General features: G+C 66.3%; 27 protein-coding genes. 23 read left to right on the forward strand and 4 right to left on the reverse strand.

The genetic code is table 11. The features are described from left to right. The first annotated feature begins 26 nt into the window (after positions 1 to 26). The 18 genes from murC (at position 27) to MST3598_RS06860 (ending at position 17,861) form a co-directional block, all read left to right on the forward strand. Positions 27 to 1,427: a UDP-N-acetylmuramate--L-alanine ligase gene (gene murC / locus MST3598_RS06780; protein ID WP_029258348.1), complete on the forward strand. Its 1,401-nt coding sequence runs from the start codon at positions 27 to 29 to the stop codon at positions 1,425 to 1,427. Between the two features lie 3 nt (positions 1,428 to 1,430). Further along, a complete protein-coding gene (locus tag MST3598_RS06785) occupies positions 1,431 to 2,378 on the forward strand; it encodes an FtsQ-type POTRA domain-containing protein (RefSeq protein WP_029258347.1) in 948 nt (315 codons plus the stop codon). A 164-nt stretch (positions 2,379 to 2,542) separates the two neighbouring features. Next, positions 2,543 to 3,685, forward strand: coding sequence for a cell division protein FtsZ (ftsZ, locus tag MST3598_RS06790; RefSeq protein ID WP_029258346.1), 1,143 nt, complete (start codon positions 2,543 to 2,545; stop codon positions 3,683 to 3,685). Then, a complete protein-coding gene (locus tag MST3598_RS06795) occupies positions 3,682 to 4,389 on the forward strand; it encodes a YggS family pyridoxal phosphate-dependent enzyme (protein ID WP_029258345.1) in 708 nt (235 codons plus the stop codon). Before ftsZ ends, MST3598_RS06795 begins: the two co-directional genes overlap by 4 nt. Positions 4,390 to 4,432: 43 nt before the next feature. Next, a complete protein-coding gene (locus MST3598_RS06800) occupies positions 4,433 to 4,906 on the forward strand; it encodes a cell division protein SepF (protein ID WP_017830233.1) in 474 nt (157 codons plus the stop codon). Between the two features lie 3 nt (positions 4,907 to 4,909). Next, positions 4,910 to 5,209, forward strand: a complete 300-nt coding sequence (locus MST3598_RS06805; RefSeq protein WP_029258344.1) for a YggT family protein — start codon at positions 4,910 to 4,912, stop codon at positions 5,207 to 5,209. Between the two features lie 181 nt (positions 5,210 to 5,390). Then, entirely contained in the window at positions 5,391 to 5,978 is a 588-nt protein-coding gene (locus tag MST3598_RS06810; RefSeq protein ID WP_021201570.1) for a DivIVA domain-containing protein, read from the forward strand. A 9-nt stretch (positions 5,979 to 5,987) separates the two neighbouring features. After that, positions 5,988 to 6,668, forward strand: coding sequence for a signal peptidase II (gene lspA, locus MST3598_RS06815; RefSeq protein ID WP_046399048.1), 681 nt, complete (start codon positions 5,988 to 5,990; stop codon positions 6,666 to 6,668). Between the two features lie 2 nt (positions 6,669 to 6,670). Then, a complete protein-coding gene (locus tag MST3598_RS06820; RefSeq protein WP_029258343.1) occupies positions 6,671 to 7,591 on the forward strand; it encodes an RluA family pseudouridine synthase in 921 nt (306 codons plus the stop codon). Positions 7,592 to 7,639: 48 nt separating this feature from the next. Continuing rightward, a complete protein-coding gene (locus MST3598_RS06825; RefSeq protein ID WP_029258342.1) occupies positions 7,640 to 8,239 on the forward strand; it encodes a GNAT family N-acetyltransferase in 600 nt (199 codons plus the stop codon). A 47-nt stretch (positions 8,240 to 8,286) separates the two neighbouring features. After that, on the forward strand, positions 8,287 to 8,412 hold the full coding sequence (locus MST3598_RS18760) for a hypothetical protein (RefSeq protein WP_269320224.1): 126 nt from the start codon (positions 8,287 to 8,289) through the stop codon (positions 8,410 to 8,412). After that, positions 8,405 to 9,055 carry an RNA polymerase sigma factor gene (locus tag MST3598_RS06830; protein WP_081860071.1) on the forward strand — a complete coding sequence of 217 codons (651 nt, stop codon included), beginning with the start codon at positions 8,405 to 8,407 and terminating at the stop codon, positions 9,053 to 9,055. Before MST3598_RS18760 ends, MST3598_RS06830 begins: the two co-directional genes overlap by 8 nt. Beyond that, a complete protein-coding gene (locus MST3598_RS06835; protein ID WP_136053540.1) occupies positions 9,030 to 10,124 on the forward strand; it encodes a hypothetical protein in 1,095 nt (364 codons plus the stop codon). The genes MST3598_RS06830 and MST3598_RS06835 overlap by 26 nt, the downstream gene beginning before the upstream one ends. Positions 10,125 to 10,185: 61 nt before the next feature. Then, the gene (gene dnaE / locus MST3598_RS06840; RefSeq protein ID WP_021201562.1) at positions 10,186 to 13,704 is read left to right on the forward strand and encodes a DNA polymerase III subunit alpha; all 3,519 of its coding nucleotides are present in this window, start codon (positions 10,186 to 10,188) and stop codon (positions 13,702 to 13,704) included. A 71-nt stretch (positions 13,705 to 13,775) separates the two neighbouring features. Next, complete coding sequence (locus MST3598_RS06845) at positions 13,776 to 15,026, forward strand: hypothetical protein (protein ID WP_029258339.1); 1,251 nt, start codon at positions 13,776 to 13,778, stop codon at positions 15,024 to 15,026. A gap of 1 nt (position 15,027) precedes the next feature. Next, the gene (hisD, locus tag MST3598_RS06850; RefSeq protein WP_029258338.1) at positions 15,028 to 16,332 is read left to right on the forward strand and encodes a histidinol dehydrogenase; all 1,305 of its coding nucleotides are present in this window, start codon (positions 15,028 to 15,030) and stop codon (positions 16,330 to 16,332) included. 10 nt (positions 16,333 to 16,342) lie between these two features. Further along, positions 16,343 to 16,813 (forward strand): transcriptional regulator NrdR, encoded by a 471-nt coding sequence (gene nrdR / locus MST3598_RS06855; RefSeq protein ID WP_021201559.1) that lies wholly within the window; start codon positions 16,343 to 16,345, stop codon positions 16,811 to 16,813. 10 nt (positions 16,814 to 16,823) lie between these two features. Then, complete coding sequence (locus MST3598_RS06860) at positions 16,824 to 17,861, forward strand: quinone-dependent dihydroorotate dehydrogenase (protein ID WP_029258337.1); 1,038 nt, start codon at positions 16,824 to 16,826, stop codon at positions 17,859 to 17,861. On the opposite strand, the gene MST3598_RS06865 is transcribed toward MST3598_RS06860, so the two are convergent. Next, positions 17,836 to 18,408, reverse strand: coding sequence for a DUF3043 domain-containing protein (locus MST3598_RS06865; protein ID WP_021201557.1), 573 nt, complete (start codon positions 18,406 to 18,408; stop codon positions 17,836 to 17,838). The genes MST3598_RS06860 and MST3598_RS06865 overlap by 26 nt on opposite strands. Positions 18,409 to 18,454: 46 nt before the next feature. Between MST3598_RS06865 and MST3598_RS06870 the strand changes: the two genes are divergently transcribed. The 5 genes from MST3598_RS06870 (at position 18,455) to ctaF (ending at position 23,509) form a co-directional block, all read left to right on the forward strand. Further along, on the forward strand, positions 18,455 to 19,858 hold the full coding sequence (locus MST3598_RS06870; RefSeq protein ID WP_029258336.1) for a dipeptidase: 1,404 nt from the start codon (positions 18,455 to 18,457) through the stop codon (positions 19,856 to 19,858). Between the two features lie 70 nt (positions 19,859 to 19,928). Further along, entirely contained in the window at positions 19,929 to 20,291 is a 363-nt protein-coding gene (gene erpA / locus MST3598_RS06875; protein ID WP_017830247.1) for an iron-sulfur cluster insertion protein ErpA, read from the forward strand. Between the two features lie 140 nt (positions 20,292 to 20,431). Then, entirely contained in the window at positions 20,432 to 21,334 is a 903-nt protein-coding gene (ctaC, locus tag MST3598_RS06880; protein WP_029258335.1) for an aa3-type cytochrome oxidase subunit II, read from the forward strand. A gap of 3 nt (positions 21,335 to 21,337) precedes the next feature. After that, entirely contained in the window at positions 21,338 to 23,071 is a 1,734-nt protein-coding gene (gene ctaD / locus MST3598_RS06885) for an aa3-type cytochrome oxidase subunit I (protein WP_021201554.1), read from the forward strand. Between the two features lie 3 nt (positions 23,072 to 23,074). Further along, positions 23,075 to 23,509, forward strand: a complete 435-nt coding sequence (ctaF, locus tag MST3598_RS06890) for an aa3-type cytochrome oxidase subunit IV (protein ID WP_021201553.1) — start codon at positions 23,075 to 23,077, stop codon at positions 23,507 to 23,509. A gap of 65 nt (positions 23,510 to 23,574) precedes the next feature. Here ctaF and MST3598_RS06895 read toward each other — a convergent pair whose 3' ends face one another. From MST3598_RS06895 to MST3598_RS06905, 3 genes are all read right to left on the reverse strand, one after another. Next, positions 23,575 to 23,994 carry a rhodanese-like domain-containing protein gene (locus MST3598_RS06895; RefSeq protein ID WP_029258334.1) on the reverse strand — a complete coding sequence of 140 codons (420 nt, stop codon included), beginning with the start codon at positions 23,992 to 23,994 and terminating at the stop codon, positions 23,575 to 23,577. Positions 23,995 to 24,206: 212 nt separating this feature from the next. Beyond that, positions 24,207 to 24,728 carry a GNAT family N-acetyltransferase gene (locus tag MST3598_RS06900; protein ID WP_029258333.1) on the reverse strand — a complete coding sequence of 174 codons (522 nt, stop codon included), beginning with the start codon at positions 24,726 to 24,728 and terminating at the stop codon, positions 24,207 to 24,209. Then, positions 24,725 to 25,129: a RidA family protein gene (locus tag MST3598_RS06905; protein ID WP_029258332.1), complete on the reverse strand. Its 405-nt coding sequence runs from the start codon at positions 25,127 to 25,129 to the stop codon at positions 24,725 to 24,727. The genes MST3598_RS06900 and MST3598_RS06905 overlap by 4 nt, the downstream gene beginning before the upstream one ends. Between the last annotated feature and the right edge of the window lie 72 nt (positions 25,130 to 25,201).

A 25,201-nucleotide genomic window follows, 5' to 3' on the forward strand; every position in this document is an offset into this window, starting at 1 on the left:
CCGAAGAAAAGTAGACTGAAGCGGAAATGATCAGACCCGACCTCTCCCTCCCCATTCCCGAGACGATCACCTCCGCGCACTTCATCGGCATCGGCGGTTCCGGTATGAGCGGTCTCGCGAAGATGTTCCTCGACGCCGGCATCCGCGTCTCCGGTAGCGACCGCGCGGACAGCGACAATCTGCGCGCGCTGGCGGCCGCCGGCGCGACGGTGCACGTGGGTCACGACGCCGCTCACCTCGGTGACGCCGACACCGTCGTGCACACCGGAGCGATCTGGCCGGAGAATCCCGAGTTCGTGACCGCGAAGGCCCGTGGACTCCACGTGATCCACCGGTCGCAGGCCCTGCACTGGCTGATCGGCACACGCCGTCTCGTCTCCGTCGCCGGCGCCCACGGAAAGACGACGTCGACGGGCATGATCGTGACCGCCCTGCGTGAGCTCGGCGCGGATCCGCACTTCGTCAACGGCGGCGTGATCGAGCAGCTCGGCACATCCAGCGCGACTGGATCGGGAGAGCTGTTCGTCATCGAAGCCGACGAGTCCGATGGCACGTTCCTGCTGTACGACACCGCTGTCGCATTGATCACCAACGTCGATCCCGACCACCTCGATCACTACGGCTCGGATGAGGCCTTCCACCAGGCATTCGTGCAGTTCGCGGACGCCGCGACGGAGGCGGTCGTGATCTCCAGCGACGACGCGGGTGCGCTGCGGGTCGGTGCCGGTCTCTCTCACCCGAACGTGCTGACGTTCGGTCAGGCCGAAGGAGCGGATGTACGCGTCACCGACATCGTCGCCGCGGGTCCGGTCGCCGCCACGCTGACGCACGGTGAGGAACAGGCGCGTATGCAGCTCGCCGTTCCCGGTGTGCACAACGCGATCAATGCGGCGGGGGCCGTGACGGTGTTGCGTGCGCTCGGCTACTCGCTCGCGGAGGCCGTTCGCGCCGTCGAAGGCTTCGCGGGAACCGTGCGTCGACTGGAGCAGCACGGTGTCGAGCGCGGCGTGACCGTGTACGACGACTATTCGCACCACCCCACGGAGGTGCGGGCTGCACTCGAGGCGATGCGCAGCATCGCAGGAGCGGGACGGATCATCGCGATTCAGCAGCCCCACACCTACTCGCGCACTCAGCACATGTACCAGGAGTTCGCCGACGTCCTCGAGGAGTTCGCCGATCACACCGTGATGCTCGACGTGTACGGCGCCAGGGAGGACCCCGTGCCCGGTGTCACCGGCGAGTTGGTGAGCGGCGCGTTCCAGGACCCGTCGCACGTGCACTACGTCGCGGATTGGCAGCAGGCCGCCGACTACACCGCTGCCGTCGCACGGGAAGGTGACTTCATCGTCACGCTCGGCTGCGGAAACGTCTACCAGATCATCCCGCAGGTCCTGGATTCGCTGCGTCGGACCGACGGGGCATAGCCGATGCGTCGGCCTGCACCGCTTCCGACGACCCCGGAGAGTCCGGGGGAGAAGGACGCCGCGCCGGGGGCGAAGCCCCGCAGGCGGCGACGCGATGCTGAAGCGGAGGTGGAGTTCTCGGCCTCCGATGACGTGACGCCCGATGACGTGACGAGCGAAGAGCACAGGGGTGAAGCGTCGACGGACGATCCGCAGCCGACGTCGACGAGGGACGTCTGGCGCGCAGCCCGCGCACGACGCAAGGCGCTTCGCGCCGAGATCCGTCGTTTCACGCAGCGCTCCAGACGGCGCAGGATCGTGTGGCTGAGCAGCATCGGCGCCGCACTCCTGCTCGTCGGGGGCAGTGTCGCCGCGGCCTACAGTCCGCTCTTCGCCGTTCAGAAGATCAGCGTCGCCGGGGCCACGACTCTCGACCCCGCAGCCATCGAGGCCGCGCTCGGCGACCAGCTCGGAACCCCGCTCGCGCTCGTCGACTCCAGCAAGGTGAAGGCCGCGTTGCTGGCCTTCCCCCTCATCGAGACCTATTCCCTCGAAGCACGTCCACCACATGACCTGACCGTGCGCATCGTGGAACGCACTCCGGTCGGCGTCATCCGTTCGGACGCCGGGTACACGCTGGTCGATGCCGCCGGTGTCGCCCTCTCCACCACCTCGGATCAGCCTGCGGGGCAGCCGGTGATCGACGTCCCGGGCGGCGTCGACTCGGCGGCGTTCCGCAGCGCAGGTCTCGTGGTGCGCTCGCTCCCGGCCGACATCCGTGCGGCGCTGACGGGGATCAGCGCGCGCACCGCCGATGACGTGACTCTCACGCTCGACAGCGGGTTGAGTGTGGTCTGGGGGAGCGCGGAGGAGTCCGCGCTGAAGGCCGTCGTCCTCTCGAAGGCGATGGCCTCGAACCCCGAAGCCGCGTCGATCGACGTCACTTCCCCCGAAGTCGCCGTCGTCGGCTGATCCCTTTCGCGGGGAATGGGGCGACACGCCCGTGTCTTCGCGCGAACGCGGCCGGGCGGCGCTTACCTTCGATCAAAGAGAACGCAATACCGGGAAATACTTTACACCTCTACTTGAGGTTTAAGGTTCACCCACTTCCAGGCTCGAATAATCGGAGGCCGGCCATGAGCCAGAACCAGAACTACCTCGCCGTGATCAAGGTCGTCGGCGTCGGCGGTGGCGGCGTCAACGCCGTGAACCGCATGATCGATCTCGGCCTTCGCGGAGTCGAGTTCATCGCCGTGAACACCGACGCGCAGGCGCTGCTCATGAGCGACGCCGACGTCAAGCTCGACGTGGGTCGCGAACTCACCCGCGGCCTCGGTGCCGGCGCCGACCCCGAGGTGGGCCGACGTGCCGCAGAGGACCATGCCGAGGAGATCGAGCAGGCTCTGACCGGTGCGGACATGGTCTTCGTGACGGCCGGCGAGGGCGGTGGCACCGGAACCGGTGGCGCGCCCGTCGTGGCACGCATCGCGAAGTCCATCGGCGCCCTCACCATCGGTGTCGTGACGAAGCCGTTCTCCTTCGAGGGTCGCCGCCGCCAGAGCCAGGCCGAAGCCGGTGTCTCCAAGCTCAAGGAAGAGGTCGACACCCTCATCGTGGTGCCGAATGACCGCCTCCTCGAGATCAGCGACCGCGGCATCTCGATGATCGAGGCCTTCGCCACGGCCGACCAGGTGCTCCTCGCCGGTGTGCAGGGAATCACCGACCTGATCACGACTCCGGGTCTCATCAACCTCGACTTCGCCGACGTGAAGTCGGTCATGCAGGGTGCGGGATCCGCGCTCATGGGCATCGGCTCCGCTCGTGGGGCCGACCGTGCCATCAAAGCCGCAGAGCTGGCCGTGGAGTCTCCGCTCCTGGAAGCGAGCATCGAAGGTGCGCACGGCGTGCTGCTCTCGATCCAGGGCGGCTCGAACCTCGGGATCTTCGAGATCCACGATGCGGCCGACCTCGTCAAGGAAGCCGCCCACCCCGAAGCCAACATCATCTTCGGTACGGTCATCGACGACACGCTCGGCGATGAAGTGCGGGTGACGGTGATCGCGGCCGGCTTCGACGGCGGCGAACCCTCCCTCCGGCTGGACCCGATGGTCGTTTCGCGGCCGTCCACGACGTCGCTTCCCGAGGTCGCGCTCACAGACGAACCCGAGAGCAAGAGCGAGACGGCTCAGCCTGAGCCCGTGCAGCAGCGCGTTCCGGCCACCAGCATCGAGCCGGCATTCGCCGATGACGACATCGACATCCCCGAATTCCTGAAGTGACGTCCTCGGTCGACGCGGCCGAGCCTTCCGGCCTGGCTGCGCGGCTGTCGGCGATCGACGAGAAGATCGCCGCCGCCGCGCAGGCAGCCGGACGGAGCTCCGAGGAGATCACCCGGATCGTGGTGACGAAGTTCCACCCGGCGTCATTGGTCCGTGCCCTGCACGGGCTGGGCGTGAAGGACGTCGGCGAGAACCGCCAGCAGGAGTTGTCGGCGAAGGAAGCAGAAGTCGCAGCACCCGATCTGCGCTGGCACTTCATCGGCCAGGGGCAGACGAACAAGGCGGCGGCGATCCGCCGGAGTGCGGACGTCGTGCACTCGGTCGATCGAGACCGGTTCGCGGATGCTCTGCACCGCGCAGCGGACGATGACGGTCGGCTCGATGTTCTCGTCCAGGTCAATCTCACCGACGACCCCGGTCGTGGCGGAGCCGTGCCGGCTCAGGCAGTCGCCCTCGCGGAGCATGTCCTGGCCTTGCCGTCGTTGCGGCTGCGCGGCGTCATGGCCGTGGCGCCCCTCGATGAGGAACCCGCTTCCGCTTTCGCTCGCCTGCACGACATCGCCGACAGCGTGCGTGCGGTCGACCCATCCGCGTCGTGGATCTCAGCCGGGATGACCGGAGACTTCGCCGAGGCGATCGCCGCCGGCGCGACACACCTGCGGATCGGTTCCGCAATCACCGGCCCCCGGCCCGACCGGGGTTAACCTGTGAAAAGACCAGCCCGACACGTTCGAACCGGAGGACACGATGGGTAACCCACTGAAGAAGACCATGGTGTATCTCGGCCTCGCCGATGAAGAAGAGGTCTACGAGGAAGAGACGCAGGCGCCGGCCCGCGCTCACCGCGAGCGTGACCGTGACCGCGAGGAGCCGGCACCGGCCCCCGTCACGCCGTTGCGCCGCCCCGTCGCCGTCCGCCAGCCGTCTGCAGGAGCCGTGAACGAGATTCTCACCGTCCACCCGAAGCAGTACCGCGACGCCCAGCTGATCGCGGAGAGCTTCCGCGAGGGTGTCCCGGTCATCATCAACCTCTCCCAGATGAGCGATGCCGACGCGCGCCGCCTCATCGACTTCGCGAGCGGGCTCTCCCTCGGCCTCTACGGCCGGATCGAGCGCGTGACCTCGAAGGTGTTCCTGCTGTCGCCGGAGAACATCGCCGTATCGGGTCACGGGGGCATCGCACACGCAGACGCCGAGTCTGCGGGCTTCGACCAGTCGTAGCCCGTGCAGCTGGTCTCCGTCCTCGCGAGCATCGTCCATCTGGTGCTCCTGCTGTACGTCTTCGTGCTGTTCGCGCGCCTGATCCTGGACTACATTCCGATGTTCAATCGCGAATGGCGTCCGAAGGGATTCGGGCTCGTGCTCGCCGAGGCCGTCTACACCCTCACCGATCCGCCCATCCGGTTCTTCCGGCGGATCATCCCGCCACTGCGGATCGGCTCGCTCTCGCTCGACTTCGGCTTCGCGCTGACTCTGCTGATCGTCCTGATTCTGATGAACGTCGTCGGGCTGTTCATCCGCTGAAATCCCGGCGTGTCCCCTGATTCGGTGGCTGCGACTTCTCCCACTCTGGGTGTCGTGACATCGCGGCGCCAATGCTCGGGGGCTATGCTGGCACCCAGGTGCGCGCCCCGGGTTCGCGCCACATCACGACCACGCCATACATCGATACTGGCAATCGAACTCATCGAAAGAGGAGCCACCCATGGCACTTACCCCGGATGACGTCGTCACCAAGCAGTTCCAGCACGTCCGCTTCAAGGACGGCTTCGACCCGGACGAGGTGGACGACTTCCTCGACGAGATCGTCATCGAGTGGCGCAAGGCTCTCGAGGAGAACGTGGAGCTGAAGGCCAAGCTGGCCGCGTACGAGTCCGGTGCTGCTCCTGAAGCCGCCGCGCCCGCCGCTGTCGAGGCTCCCGCCCCCGTGGCCGAGGTCCCGGCGGAGCCCGCTCCGACCGGTTCCGCGACCGCGACCGCTGGCATCATCGAACTCGCACAGCGTCTGCACGACGAGCATGTCGCCGAGGGCGAGGCGAAGCGGAACGCGCTCATCGCGGAGGCCGAGACCGAGGTCGCCCGCATCCGCACCGAGGCCGAGGCCAAGCAGCGCGAGGAGTCCGCACGACTCGAGCGCGAGCGCAACACTCTCGAGGCTCGTATCACCGAACTCCGCAACTTCGAGCGCGACTACCGCTCGCAGCTGCGCGGCTACATCGAGGGTCAGCTCCGCGAGCTCGACGAGAAGTCGACCTCCACGGACTCGACACCCGTTTCCGCGATCGGTCTGTAAGGCGCCCTCTTGTCAGGACGCCGTCCCCTTCGTCGGTCGGCGGCCGGTGCGGTCGTTGCGATTCTCGCAGCGCTCGTACTGGCCGCCGATCAGTTTGTGAAGTACCTCACGATCGAGAACCTCCCCTACCAGGAGCCGGTTCCGGTCCTGGGGGAGTTCCTTCAGCTGTACTACGTTCGCAACCCCGGGGCGGCGTTCTCCCTGGGATCCGAGGTCACCTGGATCTTCACGATCGCCCTCGCGGTCGTAGCGTGCGTGATCGTCTGGAAGGCGTTCGGGCTCAAGTCCCGCCTGTGGGCGGTCGTGCTCGGCTGTCTCCTCGGCGGAGTCCTCGGCAACCTCAGTGATCGTCTGTTTCGTGAGCCCGGTTTTCCGGTGGGGCACGTCGTCGACATGATCTCGATGCCGTGGATGATGCCGGCGATCTTCAACGTCGCCGACATCTTCATCGTGACCGGGATGATCTCGGTCGCGTTGCTCGTGGTCTTCGGCCTGCGCTTCGACGGTACGCGCGAACGCGATCACGAGATCGTCGAGACCGAGGAAGAAGCCGAAGCCGCCGCGACGGCGGCTGTCCTGGCGACAGACACCGATGACGACATGCTCGACGCCGATGCTCCCGTGCCGGTGCGTTCGACCGATGACGATTCTCCCTCGGAGGATGCGGCTCCCGCATCGGAAGGACGTTGACCGTGGAATCGCGGTCCCTGCCGGTTCCGGACGGTTTGGACGGTACCCGCGTCGATGCAGCCTTGGCGAAGCTGATGGGGTTCTCCCGCACCTTCGCTGCTGACGTCGCCGCAGCAGGGGGAGTACGACTCGACGGCGTGACACTCGACAAGTCCGACCGCCTGCGCGCGGGCGGCTGGCTCGATGTCGAATGGCAGCCGAAAGAGGCGCCGAAGATCGTTCCCATCGCCGTGCCGGAGCTCGGCATCGTGTACGACGACGATGACATCATCGTGGTGGACAAGCCGACGGGGGTCGCCGCCCATCCATCGGTCGGCTGGGAGGGCCCGACGGTCGTCGGAGCGCTGGAGGCCGCCGGCTTCCGCGTCGCGACGAGCGGAGCTTCCGAGCGTCAGGGGATCGTGCACCGGCTGGACGTCGGCACCAGCGGCCTCATGGTCGTCGCCAAGTCCGAGCACGCGTACACGGTCCTGAAGCAGGCGTTCAAGGACCGTACCGTCGAGAAGATCTATCACGCCGTCGTCCAAGGTCACCCCGATCCGCTTGCCGGGACCATCGATGCGCCGATCGGGCGTCACCCCAACCACTCCTGGAAGTTCGCCGTCGTGCCCGACGGGAAGCCGTCTGTCACGCACTATGAGACGCTCGAGGCGTTTCCTGGCGCGTCGCTGCTCGAGATCCACCTCGAGACGGGCCGCACGCATCAGATCCGCGTGCACATGGCTGCGCACCGCCACCCCTGTGTCGGCGACCCGCTCTACGGAGCAGACCCGACGATGTCCGCGCGGCTGGGGCTCACCCGCCAGTGGCTGCACGCGCATCAGCTCGCCTTCGCGCACCCGACGACGGGGGACTGGGTGACGTTCGAGTCCCCGTATCCCGAGGACTTCCGGCACGCACTGGACGTGCTGCGCGGAGAGTAGCCCGCGCTTCGATCGCGCGATGTCGGCCCTGTGCGCCACACTGAACCCATGACCATCGAGGTTCTGCCCGCGACGGATTTCGACGATGTCGCGACTCTCGTCGGGCCGAAGAAGCCGACGTCGAACGTGTGCTTCTGCCTGAGCTACCGCATCGGCAGCAAAGAGAACGTGGCACTGAAAGGGCAGGAGCGTTCCGATCGGGTCCGGGAACTGTGCCACCAGGATCCACCTCCTGGCGTGATCGCGTACCTCGATGACGAACCGGTGGGATGGGCGGCGCTGCATCCGCGTCGCGGCACCAGTTTCGCGCGGAATCGGCTGATCCCACACGTCGACGACCTCGACGTGTGGTCGCTGTGGTGCTTCCGCGTGCGACCGGGGTTCCGCATGCAGGGGGTCTCGCACGCGCTGATCGATGGCGCGATCGCGTACGCGCGGGAGCGAGGAGCGCCGGCGATCGAGGGGTATCCGGTCGACAACGGCGGGGAGAAGGTGAATCTGACGATGGCGTACGTCGGCACGCGGGCTCTGTTCGAGAGCGCGGGGTTCGTGAAGGCGGCAGACACCGGATCGGTTCTCGACGGATTTCCGCGGGTGCTGATGCGGCTCGATCTGGGTGCATCGCAGAAGTCGTCAAAGAAAGCGTGAACCGCTCGACGGCGCCCGGCAAATACATATTCACGCTGACGATCGAGATGTCAACCGGGATCATCACCGAGAGCACGACCACGCGCGAGGTCGGAGACGGGCTGATCCCGGGTGACGTTCCGGACACGCGCATGACCTTCGGCATGAGCGTTGTCGACACCTGCCATGACTAGTTTCGAACCGTCCTCGCGTTCTGGGGCAATACATAGTGTGAGCACAGACAGCGAGATCATTCAGCGCTCGCTCGGGCAACCCCGAGCCTTCGCCGAATTGTTCGATCGGCATGCCAGAACGGTGGGCGGCTACGCCGCCCGCCGTCTCGGCCCCGATGCGGGCGAGGACATCCTCAGTGAGACGTTCCTGGTCGCGTTCGCACGACGGAAGTCGTTCGATGCGGCCTGGGACTCGGCGCTTCCCTGGTTGTACGGGATCGCTTCTCGTCTGATCAAGAAGCATCGGGCGCGCGAAGCCAAGCATCTGCGGTCGAGTGCGGCATCGGCCGCGCGGGACGAGCACATATCCCACGGAGATCTCGACAAGACCATCGCCAGGCTCGATGCCGAGATCTCCACACGCGAACTGGCGCCCTCGATCGCTTCGCTCTCTGCGAAGGATCGCGAGACTCTGCTCCTCTACGCGTGGGGCGACCTCACCTATGAGGAGATCGCCATCGCCCTCGGTGTCCCGGTGGGGACCGTCCGATCGCGCATCAACCGCGTGCGGACGCGGTTGAACCCGGGCCGTGTGAGCAGCCGGGAACGAGTCGTGAATGAGAAGGAAGGAGAGGTCGATGGACGTTTTCGAACAAGTGCGTGAGGTCCATGCGGGAGTGAGCCTGACGGAGGAGCGGATCTCCGGCGCTCGTGTCCGGCTTCTGGATGGGATCGACGCAGATCGCGGACGAAAGCGTAGAAGACTCGCCCGTCGATCACTGGTGATCGTGGGTGCGCTGGCCGGAGCGGCCGCGGCGACAGTGGCAGTCGTGGTCCTCGACCACCCAACCACTCCGCCGCCGCGCGTCGAGGCGGTGCCGCCAGTCGCGACGAAGGAACCCATCGCTCCAGAACCGACAGCGCCTGCCCCCATGACCGCATCTTCTGTGCTGAGCGCCGCAGCGCGAGCGTCGGGCGCGAACACAGCTCCAGCGCCCCAGCAGGGCCAGTACCTGAAGATCGAACGCGAGGTCAACGATCTCGTCCTGTATGGAACCACGAACCCTTCCTCCATGTTCGATGCTTCTCGCGCAGATGCCACCGCCGCGTGGATAGCGCAAGGACATTGGACGATCTACGTTCCTGCCGATAGATCAGCGGAGTGGGTCCAGGAGTTCGCGAATCAGTCTCAGTTGACGGCGTTCTACGGGGTCGACGCCGAGGCACACGCTCAGGAGTGGCTCGGCGGCGATCGCCAACCGTTCTATAACCGGACCCCGGGCGGGCTAGGGGAGTCCGGACCCGGTGAGTTGTCCCGAGCGTCGGATGCCTACTACGCGGCGTTTCCCCGCGACCCGCAGGCACTCCTGGAATGGATTCGTGTGAAAAACGGGGCGACAGACGGTTCCGAGTGGTCGAACGGCACGGTTACGGAAGTGCTGCTCGAAGAGCTTCAGTACAACACGGCGCCCGCCGACTTGCGAGCTTCGATGTACCAAGTGCTGGCACTCCTCCCGAACGGGACGATCGCCGCTGTGGACGGAGACATCACCACCATCTCGTTCGCGTCGAACGCGGGTCGATGGGTGACCAACGGCATCTCGATCGATATGTCGACAGGGTTGGTCGTCGGATCCGCAATCCGGCAGGACGCAGGCGCGGGGATAGTGCCGGAGGACGTCCCGGATTCGTGGATGACCATCACTGTGAGCGTGGTCGACTCCGCGCCGTAGCGAGTTGCCGGAGCCCCGACACCGGCCTCCGGTGTCGGGGCTCCGCCGTAGAATCGGAGGCATGGCATCCGACTCCTTCGTCCACCTGCACGTGCACAGCGAGTATTCGATGCTCGACGGAGCGGCGAAGATCAACGCGATGACCCAGGCGGCCGCCGACTACAAGATGCCGGCCATCGCCGTGACCGATCACGGCAACACTTTCGCGGCTTTCGAGTTCTACAAGGCGGCCAATGCCGCGGGTGTCAAGCCGATCATCGGACTCGAGGCCTACGTCACCCCGGGAACTCACCGCAGCGACAAGACCCGCGTGCAGTGGGGCTCTCCCGATCAGAAGAGCGACGACGTCTCGGGTTCCGGTGCGTACACCCACATGACCATGTGGAGTCAGAGCACCGAGGGCATGCACAACCTGTTCCGGCTCAGCTCCCGGTCGAGCATGGAGGGCTACTACTTCAAGCCGCGCATGGACCGCGAGCTGCTGCAGACCTATTCCAAAGGACTGATCGCGACCACCGGATGCCCGTCAGGCGAGATCCAGACGCGCCTGCGTCTCGGACAGTACGACGCTGCGCGCGCGGCCGCAGCCGAGTTCCAGGACCTGTTCGGCAAGGAGAACTACTTCGCCGAGATCATGGACCACGGTCTGTCGATCGAGCGGCGCGTGATGACCGATCTCCTCCGTCTCTCGAAGGACCTGAACATCCCGCTGGTCGCCACCAACGACTCGCACTACACGCATCAGCACGAGGCCGACGCGCACGAGGCGCTCCTGTGCGTGCAGTCGGGATCGACGATGGACGACCCGAACCGGTTCAAGTTCGACGGCGACGGGTACTACATCAAGACCGCGGCCGAGATGCGCCAACTGTTCCGCGACCACCCCGAAGCCTGTGACAACACCCTGCTGATCGCCGAGCGCTGCGAGGTCGAGTTCAACACCTCGGCCAACTACATGCCGCGCTTCCCTGTGCCCGACGGCGAGACCGAGGACAGCTGGCTCATCAAGGAGGTGGAGGCCGGCCTGCACTACCGATATCCCGGCGGCATCCCCGACAAGGTGCGCAAGCAGGCCGAGTACGAGACCGGCATCATCCTGCAGATGGGCTTCCCGGGGTACTTCCTCGTCGTCGCCGACTTCATCAACTGGGCCAAGGACAACGGCATCCGCGTGGGGCCGGGCCGTGGCTCGGGTGCCGGGTCGATGGTCGCGTACGCGATGAAGATCACCGACCTCGACCCACTCGAACACGGCCTGATCTTCGAGCGCTTCCTCAACCCCGACCGTGTCTCCATGCCCGACTTCGACGTCGACTTCGATGACCGGCGCCGCGGCGAGGTCATCGACTACGTCACGGAGAAGTACGGATCCGAGCGCGTCGCGCAGATCGTCACGTACGGAACGATCAAGTCCAAGCAGGCGTTGAAGGACGCCGGCCGCGTGCTCGGCTTCCCGTTCAGCATGGGGGAGCGCCTCACCAAGGCGATGCCGCCGCCCGTGATGGGCAAGGACATGCCGCTCGACGGCATGTTCGACTCCGCGCACCCGAGGTACAAGGAGGCGAGCGAGTTCAGGACCCTGATCGAGACGGATCCCGAGGCGAAGACGGTCTTCGACCGCGCGCTGGGTCTCGAAGGGCTGAAGCGCCAGTGGGGCGTGCACGCCGCCGGCGTGATCATGTCGTCCGATCCGCTCCTCGACATCATCCCGATCATGCGCCGCGAGCAGGACGGGCAGATCGTCACGCAGTTCGACTACCCGTCGTGCGAGTCCCTCGGTTTGATCAAGATGGACTTCCTGGGGCTCCGGAACCTCACGATCATCTCGGATGCGCTCGACAACATCCGCACGAACCGTGGCGAAGAGCTCGACCTCGAACATCTCGGTCTCGACGACCCCGGCGTGTACCAGCTGCTCGCGCGCGGCGACACCCTGGGCGTCTTCCAGCTCGACAGCCCGCCGCTGCGTTCGCTCATGCGTCTGATGAAGCCCGACAACTTCGGTGACATCTCGGCCCTCATCGCCCTGTATCGGCCGGGTCCCATGGGAGCCAACTCGCACACGAACTATGCGCTGCGCAAGAACGGGGTGCAGGAGATCACGCCGATCCACCCCGAGCTGGAGGCGCCGCTCGCCGAGATCCTGGAGGAGTCCTACGGGCTCATCATCTACCAGGAGCAGGTCATGGCCATCGCCCAGGCGGTCGCGGGGTTCAGCCTCGGACAGGCAGACATCCTGCGTCGAGCGATGGGCAAGAAGAAGAAGTCCGAGCTCGACAAGCAGTACGAAGGCTTCGCGGGCGGTATGACCGAGCGCGGATTCGGCGAGGCGGCCATCAAGGCGCTGTGGGACATCCTGCTGCCCTTCTCGGACTACGCCTTCAACAAGGCCCACTCCGCCGCATACGGTCTCGTCTCGTATTGGACCGCATACCTCAAGGCGCACTACCCCGCCGAGTACATGGCGGCGCTGCTCACCAGCGTCGGCGACTCCAAGGACAAGATGGCGCTCTACCTGAACGAGTGCCGCCGCATGGGCATCAAGGTCCTTCCGCCCGATGTCTCCGACTCGATCAACTTCTTCGCGGCCGTCGGCGACGACATCCGCTTCGGCCTCGGCGCCGTCCGCAACGTCGGCAGCAACGTCGTCGAGGGGATCGTGCAGGCCCGCAAGGACGAGCGCTTCACCTCGTTCCATCATTTCCTCGAGAAGGTTCCGCTGCACGTCTCGAACAAGCGCACGGTCGAGTCGCTGATCAAGGCCGGCGCCTTCGACTCGATGGGCGACTCCCGTCGAGCGCTCATGGAGGTGCATGAAGACGCGGTGGAGGCCGCCGTCGATCGCAAGCGCAACGAGGCACAGGGCGCCATCGGGTTCGACTTCGACAGCCTCTACGACGGCATGGACGAGGTCGCTCCCGCCAAGGTCCCCGCCCGCCCCGAGTGGATCAAGAAGGACAAGCTCGCTTTCGAACGCGAGATGCTCGGTCTCTACGTGTCCGACCACCCCTTGGCCGGGCTCGAGGTGCCTCTCGCGAAGCATGCATCGATCTCGATCCACGACCTCAACAACTCCGAAGACCTGCAGGACGGCGACCAGGTGACGGTGGCCGGGCTCGTCACCAGCGTGCAACACCGCGTCGCCAAGGCGAGCGGAAATCCCTACGGCATGATCACCGTCGAGGATTTCAACGGTGAGGTCACCGTGATGTTCATGGGAAAGACCTACACCGAGTTCCAGCACACGCTGCAGCAGGATGCGATTCTCGCAGTCCGCGGGCGCGTGTCCCGGCGCGATGACGGGCTCAACCTGCACGCGCAGTCGGCTTTCGCGCCGGATGTGGGGTCCTTCGACGCGGCGGGTCCCTTGGCCCTCGTCCTCGCCGAGCAGCGCGCGACAGAGCGGGTGATGATGGAGCTCGCAGAGGTGCTGCGACGGCACAACGGCGACACCGAAGTGCTGCTTCGGGTGCATCGCGGAGGCACCGCGAAGGTGTTCGAGGTGCCCATGCCGGTCAAGGTGTCCGCAGACCTGTTCGGTGACCTCAAGTCACTGCTCGGACCCACCTGTCTGGGGTGAGCGGGTAGGATCGTGAGCCGTCGGCAGCACGACGAATCCACCCGTCGAGCCCTGTGACGAAAGGACCACGCATGAGCACGGATCTCCCCGGATCGGACACCGAGGACATCGTCTTCGGCGACGATGACGGCGTCCTCTACGACGAAGAGGTCACGCCGGAGTTCGGCATCCTCGGCTTCACACTGCGTGAGCTGCTGATCGTGGGCGTCTGGTTGCTGTCCTTCGTCTTCTCCTTCTTCCCGCTGATCGGCGACCTCTCGCTGTGGGGCGTCGGCATCCAATGGATACTCCCGATCGCGCTCCCGACTGTCGCCGTCTTCCTTCTCGTGCTGCGCCGCTTCTCGCCCGACGGCATCCGCAGGGTCGGTTCGCTGGGCATCGATCAGTTCGCCTCGGTCGCGTTCTCCGTGTCAGCGGTGGTCTGGGCCGGCAGCCTGTGGCTCGCGATCTCCGCACTCGTCTCCGGAGGCACGTGGAGCCTTCCGTGGAACGGGGTCGCCATGGTGATCACCTCTCTGGCCCTCGTCGTCCTCACCGTCTTCGCTCCGATCATCCCGGGGCTGAAGGAAGACTTCCACGGTCGTCTGGTGACTCTCGCGCACCGCAACGCGAATCCGGTGCGTCCGGTCATCGCGCGGCCGCGTCCTGAGCCTGCGCCGGCAGCGGAAGAACCGTCCGGCGAGTCGGCCGAGGCATCGCCTGCGGGGTCCGACTCGTCCGCATCCCTCGAGGGGGCAGAGGCGCAGGCCGACGGCCGGACAGATGTCATCGTCGATGGTGCGACACCAGCGCTCGTGATCCCGATCGATGTCGAGCCCTCCGGGAGGCAGGCGACCGACGAGATCGCCCGATTCGACCTCGCCGAGCAGGTGCCGCTCACTGCCCACGCCTCGGGCGGCGGCATCGGTACCGAGCAGGAGTCCTCGGATGAGGATTACGTGCCCGCCTACTCGCGTCGTTCGCGCGGTCAGGAACCCGAGATCGTCTCGGACACCGGGAGCATCGAGTCGCTTCTGGAGACGGCGGCGACGTATGAGACCGACGTCGTTGCGGAAGAGCTGGCGCCGCTGGTGTTGGAGGGCGTCTCCGACGCCGACCTCGAAGCGACCAACCCTCGCGAGGCAGCCCCCGCCGCTCAACCGTTCTGGATCCTCGCTCCCTCGGAGCGCGATGTCCACGACGAGCGTGGTGAACCGCTGTTCCGCATCGGCCCGAGCGCGTGGGCACTGGTGATCGAAGATCGTGGGGGTGCGTTCGTCGTGCGACATGACGACGGACGGATCGGCTACCTCCACGACATCTCCGACATCACGAAGGGCTGAAATGCGCACCATAGACCTGCGAGGGCGCGAGCTCTCGCCCGCAGGCATGCTCGCCGCGGTACCCCGGGCCACCCAGGCGCGTGCCGAAGCGCTCGAAACCGCTGCGCGGATCGTCGAGGACGTGCGCGACCGTGGCGAGGACGCTCTTCGCGAGCAGGCCGAACGATTCGACGCCGTCACGGATCACGCCGTACGAGTGCCCGCCGGACACATCACCGCAGCGCTGGCTGAACTCGCTCCCGAGGTCAGGGGCGCGCTCGAAGAGGCGATCCGCCGAGTGCGTCTGGCCTCCGCCGCGCAGGTTCCGGCAACACAGGTCACCCGGATCGGGGACGGGGCCGTGATCACGCAGCGGTGGCAGCCGGTGCACCGCGTGGGGGTCTACATCCCCGGCGGCAAGGCCGTCTACCCGTCCAGCGTGATCATGAACGTCGTGCCCGCGCAGATCGCCGGGGTCGAGCAGATCGCATTGGCATCCCCGCCGCAGGCGGATCAGGGCGGGCGGATTCACCCGACCATCCTCGCGGCGGCGGCTCTGCTGGGGGTGACGGAGGTATACGCGATGGGCGGTGCCGGAGCGATCGGCGCCCTGGCCTACGGTGTGCCGTCACTGGATCTCGATCCCGTCGATGTCGTCTCCGGTCCCGGCAACAACTACGTCGCGTCCGCGAAGCGCGCGGTCGCCGGTGTGGTCGGCACGGACTCGGAGGCCGGGGCGACCGAGATCCTCGTCGTCGCGGATTCCCACGCGGATCCGCGACTCATCGCCGCCGATCTCGTGAGCCAGGCTGAGCACGACGAGCAGGCGTCCGCGGTGCTGGTCACCGATGCGGACGAGCTCGCCGAGCAGGTCGCCGTCGAGGTGGAGCGCATGGCCGCGAGGACCCGCCACAGTGAGCGTGTCGCCGCCGCTCTCTCGGGACCGCAGTCCGCGATCGTCCTCGTGGATGACAGGGCCATGGCCACGGCGTTCAGCAACGCCTACGCGCCGGAGCACCTCGAGCTGCACCTCGTCGACGCCGAGGATGCCGCCGCCGACTTCACCAGTGCCGGTGCCGTGTTCGTCGGCGACCAGACGCCGGTCAGCCTCGGAGACTACATGGCGGGCAGCAACCACGTGCTGCCGACCGGGGGACAGGCGCGTTACGCCCCGGGTCTCGGGTCGTACACGTTCCTCCGTCCGCAGCAGGTCATCTCTTACGACAGGGCTGCGCTGGCTGCCGTGCGTGCCGGAGTCGTCGCCCTCGCCGACACCGAGGTGCTCCCCGCGCACGGTGAAGCGATCGAGGCCCGTTTCACCGCGTAGGATCGGTCAGATGCACTGCCCCTTCTGTCGACACCCCGACTCCCGCGTCATCGATTCACGCACCAGCGACGACGGGCTCTCGATCAGGCGCCGTCGACAGTGCCCGGAGTGCGGTGGCCGTTTCACGACGACCGAGACCGCGAGCCTCAACGTGATCAAGCGTTCCGGCGTGATGGAGCCGTTCAGTCGCGAGAAGGTCATCACGGGCGTGCGGAAGGCATGCCAGGGCCGTCCGGTCACGGAGGGCGACCTCGCCGTGCTCGCACAGCGCGTGGAAGAGGCCGTGCGCCAGACCGGTGTCTCGCAGCTCGACACCAACGAGATCGGTCTCGCGATCCTCGGCCCGCTGCGTGAACTCGATGAGGTCGCGTTCCTGCGCTTCGCCAGCGTCTACCAGGCGTTCGACTCCCTCGAGGACTTCGAGGCCGCGATCACCGATCTGCGTGCCGACCACACGAAGAGGGAGTCCGAGGAGCGGTAATCTGGCAGGGATGTATCCGCTGCTCTTCCGCGCTGTCCTCTCGCGCTTCGATCCCGAGTTCGCCCACCACGCCGGCATGGCGGTGATCCGCGTTCTCGGCGTGCCCCCGTTCTCGTGGGCCACGCGTGCGATCACCCATCCCGACCCGTCGCTGCGCGTCGAAGCGCTCGGTCTCACGTTCCCGTCACCGTTCGGCGTCGCCGCAGGTTTCGACAAGAACGCGGTGGGTGTGCGGGGACTCGCGGCTCTCGGCTTCGGGCACGTGGAAGTCGGCACCGTGACCGCGATACCGCAGGATGGCAACCCGAAGCCGCGGCTCTTCCGTCTCATCGCGGACCGTGCCGTGATCAATCGGATGGGCTTCAACAACGCGGGTGCGGATGCAGCGGCACGTCGTCTCGCACGCCTGCGTCGCGGGGCTCCCGACACGATCATCGGCGTCAACATCGGCAAGAGCCGAGTCGTCGAGGTAGAGGATGCGACGGCCGACTACGTGGCCTCGGCGGCGCGGCTGGCTCCGCTCGCCGACTATCTGGCCGTGAACGTGTCGTCTCCGAACACCCCGGGCCTTCGGGGACTGCAGGCCGTCGAAACGCTCGCGCCGCTGTTGCGTGCCGTGCGCGAGGCAGCCGGGGCCACTCCGCTGCTCGTCAAGATCGCACCGGACCTCTCTGACGAGGAGATCACGGCGATCGCGCAGATGGCGGTAGCCGAGGGGCTCGCAGGAATCATCGCTCACAACACCACGATCAGCCGAGACGGGCTGCTCACGGATGCCGCCACAGTCGAGGCTGCCGGAGCGGGAGGTCTGTCCGGAGCGCCGTTGAAGAAGCGCTCGCTCGAAGTGCTCCGCGTGGTGCGCGAAGCGGTTCCTTCCGACTTCTGCGTGATCGCCGTCGGGGGAGTAGAGACGCCGTCCGACGTGCAGGAGCGCCTCGATGCGGGGGCGACCCTCGTGCAGGGCTACACCGCTTTCCTGTACCGCGGTCCGTTCTGGGGCCGCGAGATCAACAGGGGACTGCTCAGTCGGGGTACTGGCCGCGCTTGACCTGCGGCTTCGGCAGACGCATGAAGCGCATCTGGAGCGCGCGCATCGCGGCGTACCATCCGAGGCCGCGCTCGAGGCGATCCTTGCCGAACTTCGCCGCGGCCTTGCGCTTGACCCGCATGCCGAGCAGGACCATGCCGCCGATGGCGATGACGAGGTAGCCCATCATGACGATGTAGGCGTAGAACGAGATGACCGTGTTGGCCGGAACGAGCGAGGCGAGGATGACCAGCACCATCACTCCCATCACGAACTCGGCCGGGTGCCAGCCGGCGTCCACGTAGTCGCGCGCCCAACGGCGCTGCGGGCCCTTGTCGCGGACGGGGAGGTACTTCTCCTCGCCGGCGGCCATGCCGGCCTGGGCGCGGGCACGACGTTCGTTGAGGTCCGCCTTCGCGGCCGCCTTCGCTTCCTTGGTGTTGGCGACCAGGGGGCGGCGACGTGCTGCCTCTTGCTCCGCACGGGTCGGCGTCGCGCGCCCCTTGCCGACGGCAGTCGTCTCGGGGGCGTCGTCGTTCGTGGAAGGGGAGGTAGGGGTAGTGGACACGGAGTTCCTCGGTTCGCCGGCGGGGGATCACCTTAAGATTACTCGCATGACCTCTCCTGTTCCTCCCCGTGAGTCCGATGCCGCCGTCCTCGAGGCGGTGGCGACCGGAATCCCCGCAGCGCTGTCGGATCTCGGTCACCTCGTTCGCATTCCGGGTATGGCCTGGCCCGCGTTCGATCAGACCCAGCTGCAACGCAGTGCGGATGCCGTGGCGGCCCTGGCATCGGACACGGGGGTCTTCGACGAGGTGCGCGTGCTCCGCGCAGCGATCCCGGGCACCGAGGAGCAGGGACAGCCGGCCGTCCTCGCCACCCGCGCGGCACGCAACGGCAAGCCCACCATCCTGCTCTATGCGCACCACGACGTGCAGCCTCCTGGGGATGACGCCCTGTGGGAGACGCCGCCGTTCGAGCCGACCGTACGCGACGGGCGTCTCTACGGGCGTGGAGCGGCAGACGACAAGGCCGGGATCATGTCGCACATCGCCTCGATCCGTGCGGTGAGCGAGGTGCTCGGCGATGACCTCGAGCTCGGTATCGCGATGTTCATCGAGGGCGAAGAGGAGTATGGATCCCGTTCATTCGCCCAGTTCCTCTCCGACAACAAGGATGCGCTCCGCGCTGATGCCATCGTGGTCGCCGATTCCGGCAACTGGGATTCCGTGACTCCTGGTCTCACCGTCTCCCTCCGCGGCAACGCGCGCTTCACGATGCGCGTGCGCACCCTGGACCACGCCTCGCACTCCGGGATGTTCGGTGGCGCGGTGCCCGACGCGATGATGGCGACCGTCACGCTGCTGTCCACGCTGTGGAACGCCGACGGCTCGGTGGCGGTCGAGGGGATGACGGAGCGCGATGCGCCGACGCCGGACTACACCGAGGCGACTCTGCGCGATGAGGCCGGACTTCTGCCCGGCACCACTCCGATCGGTGACGGGACGATCCTCAGCCGCATCTGGAACAAGCCGTCGGTCACGGTGATCGGTATCGATGCCACGAGCGTCGCGGCGGCGTCCAACACGTTGCTCCCCGAGGTGACCGTCGTGATCAGCGCTCGCGTCGCCCCCGGGCAGACCGGTCAGGAAGCCTACGACGCACTCGAGGGTCATCTTCGCGCGCATGCGCCGTTCGGAGCAGAGCTCACGTTCTCGGATGTCGATCTCGGCGACGGCTTCCTGGTGGACACGAGCGGCTGGGCGGTCGCTCTGACCCGCGACGCCATGCGTGACGGCTACGGAGTCGCTCCGGTCGATCTGGGCGTGGGGGGATCGATCCCCTTCATCGCCGATCTGGTGCGAGAGTTCCCGGCCGCACAGATCCTGGTCACCGGTGTCGAAGATCCCCATTCGCGGGCACACAGCCCGAACGAGTCGCTGCACCTCGACACGTTCCGTCATGCGGTCGCGACCGAGGCGCTGCTGCTGGCCCGCATGAATGAGGCGGAACTCTGAGCCTCACAGCATCTGCGGCGGTAGAATCATCCGAGAAGCCGTGCATCTGCGGCCCGTCACAAGGAGCGACATGAGCGACACCACACTCTCCCCAGAGACCACCCGCGCACACGGCGTCACCCTGACCGACGCTGCTGCCACGAAGGTGAAGAACCTCCTCGAGCAGGAAGGCCGCGACGACCTGCGTCTGCGTGTCGCCGTGCAGCCGGGCGGATGCTCGGGCCTGATCTACCAGCTGTACTTCGACGAGCGCTATCTGGAGGGCGACGAGACGGTCGACTTCGACGGCGTCGAGGTGATCATCGACAACATGAGCGTCCCGTACCTCGACGGTGCGGCGATCGACTTCAAGGACACGATCTCCGAGCAGGGGTTCACGATCGACAACCCCAATGCAGCGGGCAGCTGCGCCTGCGGCGACAGCTTCCACTGATCCTCGCTCTGCCGACTCGGCCGCCGTCACCATCGGTGACGGCGGCCGTTCTGGTTCCACAACCTGCGTGGATGGCATGAATCAGGTGTGAGGTTGCCCTAGACTTGGGTGTGCTCTGTTCGCGATCTGAAAGGTGCATCGTGCCCTCGAAACGCAGCCTTCGTTGGGCCGCCCTCCCTGTGGGAGTTGCGGCAGCCTTGGCCCTGGCGGGATGCTCTCCCACCGAGCTGAACGGCTTTCTTCCGGGCTTCGTGGAGGGTGGACCCGCTGCCACCAACCAGACCGAGCGTGTCTCGTCGCTCTGGGTCAACTCGTGGATCGTGCTTCTCGCCGTCGGCATCATCACCTGGGGCCTGATGGCTTGGGCGGCGATCGCCTACCGCCGTCGCAAGGGCCAGACTGGTCTCCCGGTGCAGATGCGCTACAACATGCCGATCGAGATCTTCTACACGATCGTGCCGCTCATCCTGGTTCTGGGCATGTTCTTCTTCACCGCCCGCGATCAGACGGAGATCGAGGCCAAGTGGGACGAGCCCGACGTCGAGATCACCGCCATCGCGAAGCAGTGGGCGTGGGACTTCCAGTACGACGGTGACGAGAAGGACAACTCCGACGCCGTGTGGACCATGGGCATCCAGGCCCAGCCCGACAAGGACGGCAACATCGATCAGGCGCAGCTGCCGACACTGGTGCTGCCGGTCGACAAGAAGGTCACGATCAACCTTCAGTCGCGCGACGTCATCCACTCCTTCTGGATCATCGACTTCCTGTACAAGAAGGACATGTTCATCGGGAAGGACAACTCCTGGTCGTTCATCCCCACCCGTGAGGGCGAGTACGCCGGCAAGTGCGCCGAGCTCTGCGGTGAGTACCACTCGATGATGCTCTTCAACGTGAAGGTCGTCTCGCAGAGCGAGTACGACTCCTACCTCGCGTCGCTCGAGGAGCAGGGCAACACCGGTGACATCACCGGCGCCTACGACCGTCTCTCGAACCTTCCGGGGACCACCCCGAAGACCGACACCGAGGAAGGAGGGGAGTAAGCCATGTCGACCACAGAAGCTCCCCGTACCGACGAGTCTCCCCGCTCGCGTCCCCAGACTCTGCCCGCACGCCAGGCCGCTCTCATGAGCTCCTCGCGCGTCGAGCAGAAGGGCAACATCGTCGTCAAGTGGATCACCTCCACCGACCACAAGACCATCGGGTACATGTACCTGATCGCGTCGGTGATGTTCTTCCTCCTCGGCGGTGTGATGGCACTCGTCATCCGTGCCGAGCTGTTCGCGCCGGGTATGCAGATCATCCCGACCAAGGAGCAGTACAACCAGCTGTTCACGATGCACGGCACGATCATGCTGCTGATGTTCGCGACGCCGCTGTTCGCCGGCTTCGCCAACGCGATCCTGCCCTTGCAGATCGGCGCCCCTGACGTCGCCTTCCCGCGTCTGAACGCCTTCGCCTTCTGGCTCTTCCTGTTCGGCTCCACGATCGCGGTGGCCGGCTTCCTCACCCCGCAGGGCGCGGCATCCTTCGGGTGGTTCGCCTATCAGCCGTTGGCAGGGGCATCGTTCTCGCCGGGTGCGGGTGGAAACCTCTGGATGGTGGGTCTCGGCATCTCCGGATTCGGAACGATCCTCGGTGCCGTCAACTTCATCACCACGATCATCACGATGCGTGCCCCCGGCATGACGATGTGGCGCATGCCGATCTTCTCGTGGAACACGCTCATCACGAGCCTCCTGATCCTGATGGCGTTCCCGGTGCTTGCCGCAGCCATCTTCGCCGCGGCAGCCGACCGCATCCTCGGTGCTCACATCTACGACCCGGCCAACGGCGGCGTTCTGCTCTGGCAGCACCTGTTCTGGTTCTTCGGTCACCCCGAGGTGTACATCATCGCGCTGCCGTTCTTCGGTATCGTCTCCGAGATCTTCCCGGTCTTCAGCCGCAAGCCGATCTTCGGATACAAGACCCTCGTCTACGCGACGATCGCCATCGCCGCTCTCTCGGTCGCGGTGTGGGCTCACCACATGTACGTGACGGGCTCGGTCCTGCTGCCGTTCTTCGCGCTCATGACGATGCTGATCGCCGTGCCGACGGGTGTGAAGATCTTCAACTGGATCGGTACCCTCTGGCGAGGGTCGGTCACCTTCGAGACTCCGATGGTCTTCGCTCTCGGGTTCCTCGTGTCGTTCGTCTTCGGTGGTCTGACCGGTGTCATCCTCGCGGCTCCGCCGCTGGACTTCGCCCTCTCCGACTCGTACTTCGTGGTCGCCCACTTCCACTACGTGGTGTTCGGAACCGTGGTGTTCGCCATGTTCGCCGGTTTCTACTTCTGGTGGCCGAAGTGGACCGGACGCATGCTGAACGAGCGTCTCGGCTACGTGCACTTCTGGCTTCTGTTCATCGGTTTCCACATGACCTTCCTCATCCAGCACTGGCTGGGCGTCGACGGCATGGTGCGTCGTTACGCCGACTACTCGGAGGCCGACGGATGGACCTGGCAGAACCAGGTCTCGACGATCGGTGCCATCATCCTGGGCGCTTCGATGCTGCCGTTCTTCCTGAACGTCTGGATCACCGCCCGCAAGGCGCCGAAGGTCACGGTCAACGACCCGTGGGGCTACGGCGGATCGCTCGAGTGGGCGACGTCCTGCCCGCCCCCGCGTCACAACTTCACGTCGATCCCGCGCATCCGCAGCGAGCGGCCTGCGTTCGACCTGAATCACCCGGAGGCTGCGGAGTTCGCCACGACGGCTCCCGGCGAGCGAGAGGCCCACTAAGTCATGCGCGACAACGTCATTCTCTGGTGGATCCTGACGGCGTTCTTCGCTCTCGTCGGAGTCGTCTACACCGGTTGGCACATCCTGGCCACACCGAACGACAACTTCGCGATGCGAATCGAGTGGGTCGGTACGGTCGCCCTGTTCTTCGCCGCCTTCATGGCAGCGATGATCGCGTTCTATCTCGATCGCACTCACAAGGCGCAGCGTGGTGAGCTGCCCGAAGACATCCTGACCTCCGACATCGACGACGGTGACCCGGAGCTCGGCGAGTTCAGCCCGTGGTCCTGGTGGCCCATCGTCCTCGCTGCCTCGGCGGGAGTCTTCGTGGTGGGGCTCGCGGTCGGGCACTTCCTCCTGCCCATCGGCCTCGCGATCTTCGTCGTCGCGATCGTCGGCTGGGTGTACGAGTACTACCGCGGCAACTTCGCCCGCTGACCCAGCTGCACGGAAGAAGGCCCCCGGAGGAATCCGGGGGCCTTCTTCGTGCGCCGGGGCCGTGATCAGGCGTGGGCGCGGATGCGTGCGATGCCGGTCAACGGATCCACGGGGCGGTGGTGGACGCCATCGCTGTCTTCGACCGCGTAACCCTCCCGGACCCAGTACTCGAAACCGCCGATCATCTCGCGTACGGCGTATCCGAGGCGGGCGAACTCGAGCGCGCCCTTGGCGCCGGCGTTGCAGCCGGGGCTCCAGCAGTAGACGACCACGTCCGTACCCTCGGGGATCTCGGCGGCAGCACGCGAGGCGATCTCGCTGTAGTGCATGTGCACGGCACCAGCGATCCGCCCCTGGGCCCACGCCTCGTCGGAGCGGACGTCGACGACGACGATGTTCTCGCCGGCCTTGAGCGCCGCGTGCACATCGCTGGGGTCTGTCTCATAGGTCAACTTGGCTGCGTAGAACTCGGCACGATCGATCATGATTCCAGCCTACGGAGACACGCGAGAACCATCCGGTGGAATCCAGCCGCTCAGCGACGGATTGCGGTCAATGCCGGAGCCGGGGGTATACGCCAGCCAGGGCGGCCCGGCGAAGTCAGCGGCAGAAGTGCCGTCGTCGATCGCGGCGCGTTCGACGATCGACGTACTGCTACCGATCAGAGCACATCCGTGGATCAGAGCACAGCCGTGAATCAGAGCACAGCCGTCATCTGCGTGCGCGGTCCGTGCTCGAAGAGGCCCAGCGCGGATTCGACCTGGACCAGATCTCGGAGCAGTGGGGTGTCCGGCTCGCTCACGACGAAGCCGCAGGACGTGTAGAAGGGGGCGTTCCAGGGCACGTCGATGTAGGTGCGAAGGGTGATCTCGGTATGACCCCGGTGGCGCGATTCCGTGAGCGCGGCCGTGACCAGCTCACGACCGATGCCCTGGCGTCCGTAAGAGGGAAGCACCGAGAGCTGCTCGAGATGCGCGTGGCCGTCGAGCTCCAGCACGTGCACGAAGCCCACGACGACCGGCGTCGTGGTGGTCCCGTCGTCGTGTTCGGCGACGAGGACGAAGCCCGGCATCGATGCGCGCTCCTGCGGGGGCGTCGGGGGAGGCCAGTCGACGGCTCCGAACCGTTCGATGAGGAGGGCATCGGCGGCCACTTCGATCTGTTCCGTCGCCGCGTCATCGTCGGGCGCGGCCGGGCGGACGACGACGTTGATGCTCATTCGGCGACAGCCGCGATCGCTTCGATCTCGACCAGCTGGTCGTCGTAGCCGAGCACCGTCACGCCCAGGAGCGTGCTGGGCACGTCGTGCGCGCCGAAAGCCGCATGGATGACATCCCAGGCCGCGACGAGGTCGGCCTGCGATGAGGAGGCCACGAGTACCCGCGTGCTGATGACGTCGGTGATGGTCGCGCCGGCGATCTCGAGTGCCCCCTGGAGGGTCTCTACGCACTTGGCAGCCTGAGCGGCGTAGTCACCGGGTGCAGTAGTCGTGCCATCGTCGTTCAGCGGGCACGCGCCGGCGAGGAAGATCAGGCGTGAGCCGGCCGGTGCGGTCGCGGCGTAGGCGTAGGGGACTTCGGCGAGGGCGGTGCCGCGGATCAGCTGGACGACGGACGACATGGATCGATCCTCTCATTAGGGGATTAACGATGAAGGCCCCGTCCGCAGGGACGAGGCCTTCATCAGTGGGGG

This window comes from Microbacterium sp. TPU 3598 (genome assembly GCF_002356155.1).
GTDB classification, from domain to species: Bacteria; Actinomycetota; Actinomycetes; order Actinomycetales; family Microbacteriaceae; genus Microbacterium; species Microbacterium maritypicum_A.

What these genes read in the sequence shown, in the direction of transcription:
- ctaF (WP_021201553.1), top strand. Translation starts at nt 23,075, where the DNA reads ATGCGCGACAACGTCATTCTCTGGTGGATCCTGACGGCGTTCTTCGCT.
- MST3598_RS06835 (WP_136053540.1), top strand. Translation starts at nt 9,030, where the DNA reads ATGGACGTTTTCGAACAAGTGCGTGAGGTCCATGCGGGAGTGAGCCTG.
- ftsZ (WP_029258346.1), top strand. Translation starts at nt 2,543, where the DNA reads ATGAGCCAGAACCAGAACTACCTCGCCGTGATCAAGGTCGTCGGCGTC.
- nrdR (WP_021201559.1), top strand. Translation starts at nt 16,343, where the DNA reads ATGCACTGCCCCTTCTGTCGACACCCCGACTCCCGCGTCATCGATTCA.
- MST3598_RS06785 (WP_029258347.1), top strand. Translation starts at nt 1,431, where the DNA reads ATGCGTCGGCCTGCACCGCTTCCGACGACCCCGGAGAGTCCGGGGGAG.
- MST3598_RS06900 (WP_029258333.1), bottom strand. Translation starts at nt 24,728, where the DNA reads ATGAGCATCAACGTCGTCGTCCGCCCGGCCGCGCCCGACGATGACGCG.
- MST3598_RS06845 (WP_029258339.1), top strand. Translation starts at nt 13,776, where the DNA reads ATGAGCACGGATCTCCCCGGATCGGACACCGAGGACATCGTCTTCGGC.
- MST3598_RS06830 (WP_081860071.1), top strand. Translation starts at nt 8,405, where the DNA reads ATGACTAGTTTCGAACCGTCCTCGCGTTCTGGGGCAATACATAGTGTG.
- MST3598_RS06895 (WP_029258334.1), bottom strand. Translation starts at nt 23,994, where the DNA reads ATGATCGATCGTGCCGAGTTCTACGCAGCCAAGTTGACCTATGAGACA.
- MST3598_RS06870 (WP_029258336.1), top strand. Translation starts at nt 18,455, where the DNA reads ATGACCTCTCCTGTTCCTCCCCGTGAGTCCGATGCCGCCGTCCTCGAG.
- ctaD (WP_021201554.1), top strand. Translation starts at nt 21,338, where the DNA reads ATGTCGACCACAGAAGCTCCCCGTACCGACGAGTCTCCCCGCTCGCGT.
- erpA (WP_017830247.1), top strand. Translation starts at nt 19,929, where the DNA reads ATGAGCGACACCACACTCTCCCCAGAGACCACCCGCGCACACGGCGTC.
- MST3598_RS06905 (WP_029258332.1), bottom strand. Translation starts at nt 25,129, where the DNA reads ATGTCGTCCGTCGTCCAGCTGATCCGCGGCACCGCCCTCGCCGAAGTC.
- hisD (WP_029258338.1), top strand. Translation starts at nt 15,028, where the DNA reads ATGCGCACCATAGACCTGCGAGGGCGCGAGCTCTCGCCCGCAGGCATG.
- MST3598_RS18760 (WP_269320224.1), top strand. Translation starts at nt 8,287, where the DNA reads ATGTCAACCGGGATCATCACCGAGAGCACGACCACGCGCGAGGTCGGA.
- MST3598_RS06860 (WP_029258337.1), top strand. Translation starts at nt 16,824, where the DNA reads ATGTATCCGCTGCTCTTCCGCGCTGTCCTCTCGCGCTTCGATCCCGAG.
- MST3598_RS06800 (WP_017830233.1), top strand. Translation starts at nt 4,433, where the DNA reads ATGGGTAACCCACTGAAGAAGACCATGGTGTATCTCGGCCTCGCCGAT.
- MST3598_RS06810 (WP_021201570.1), top strand. Translation starts at nt 5,391, where the DNA reads ATGGCACTTACCCCGGATGACGTCGTCACCAAGCAGTTCCAGCACGTC.
- MST3598_RS06825 (WP_029258342.1), top strand. Translation starts at nt 7,640, where the DNA reads ATGACCATCGAGGTTCTGCCCGCGACGGATTTCGACGATGTCGCGACT.
- murC (WP_029258348.1), top strand. Translation starts at nt 27, where the DNA reads ATGATCAGACCCGACCTCTCCCTCCCCATTCCCGAGACGATCACCTCC.
- dnaE (WP_021201562.1), top strand. Translation starts at nt 10,186, where the DNA reads ATGGCATCCGACTCCTTCGTCCACCTGCACGTGCACAGCGAGTATTCG.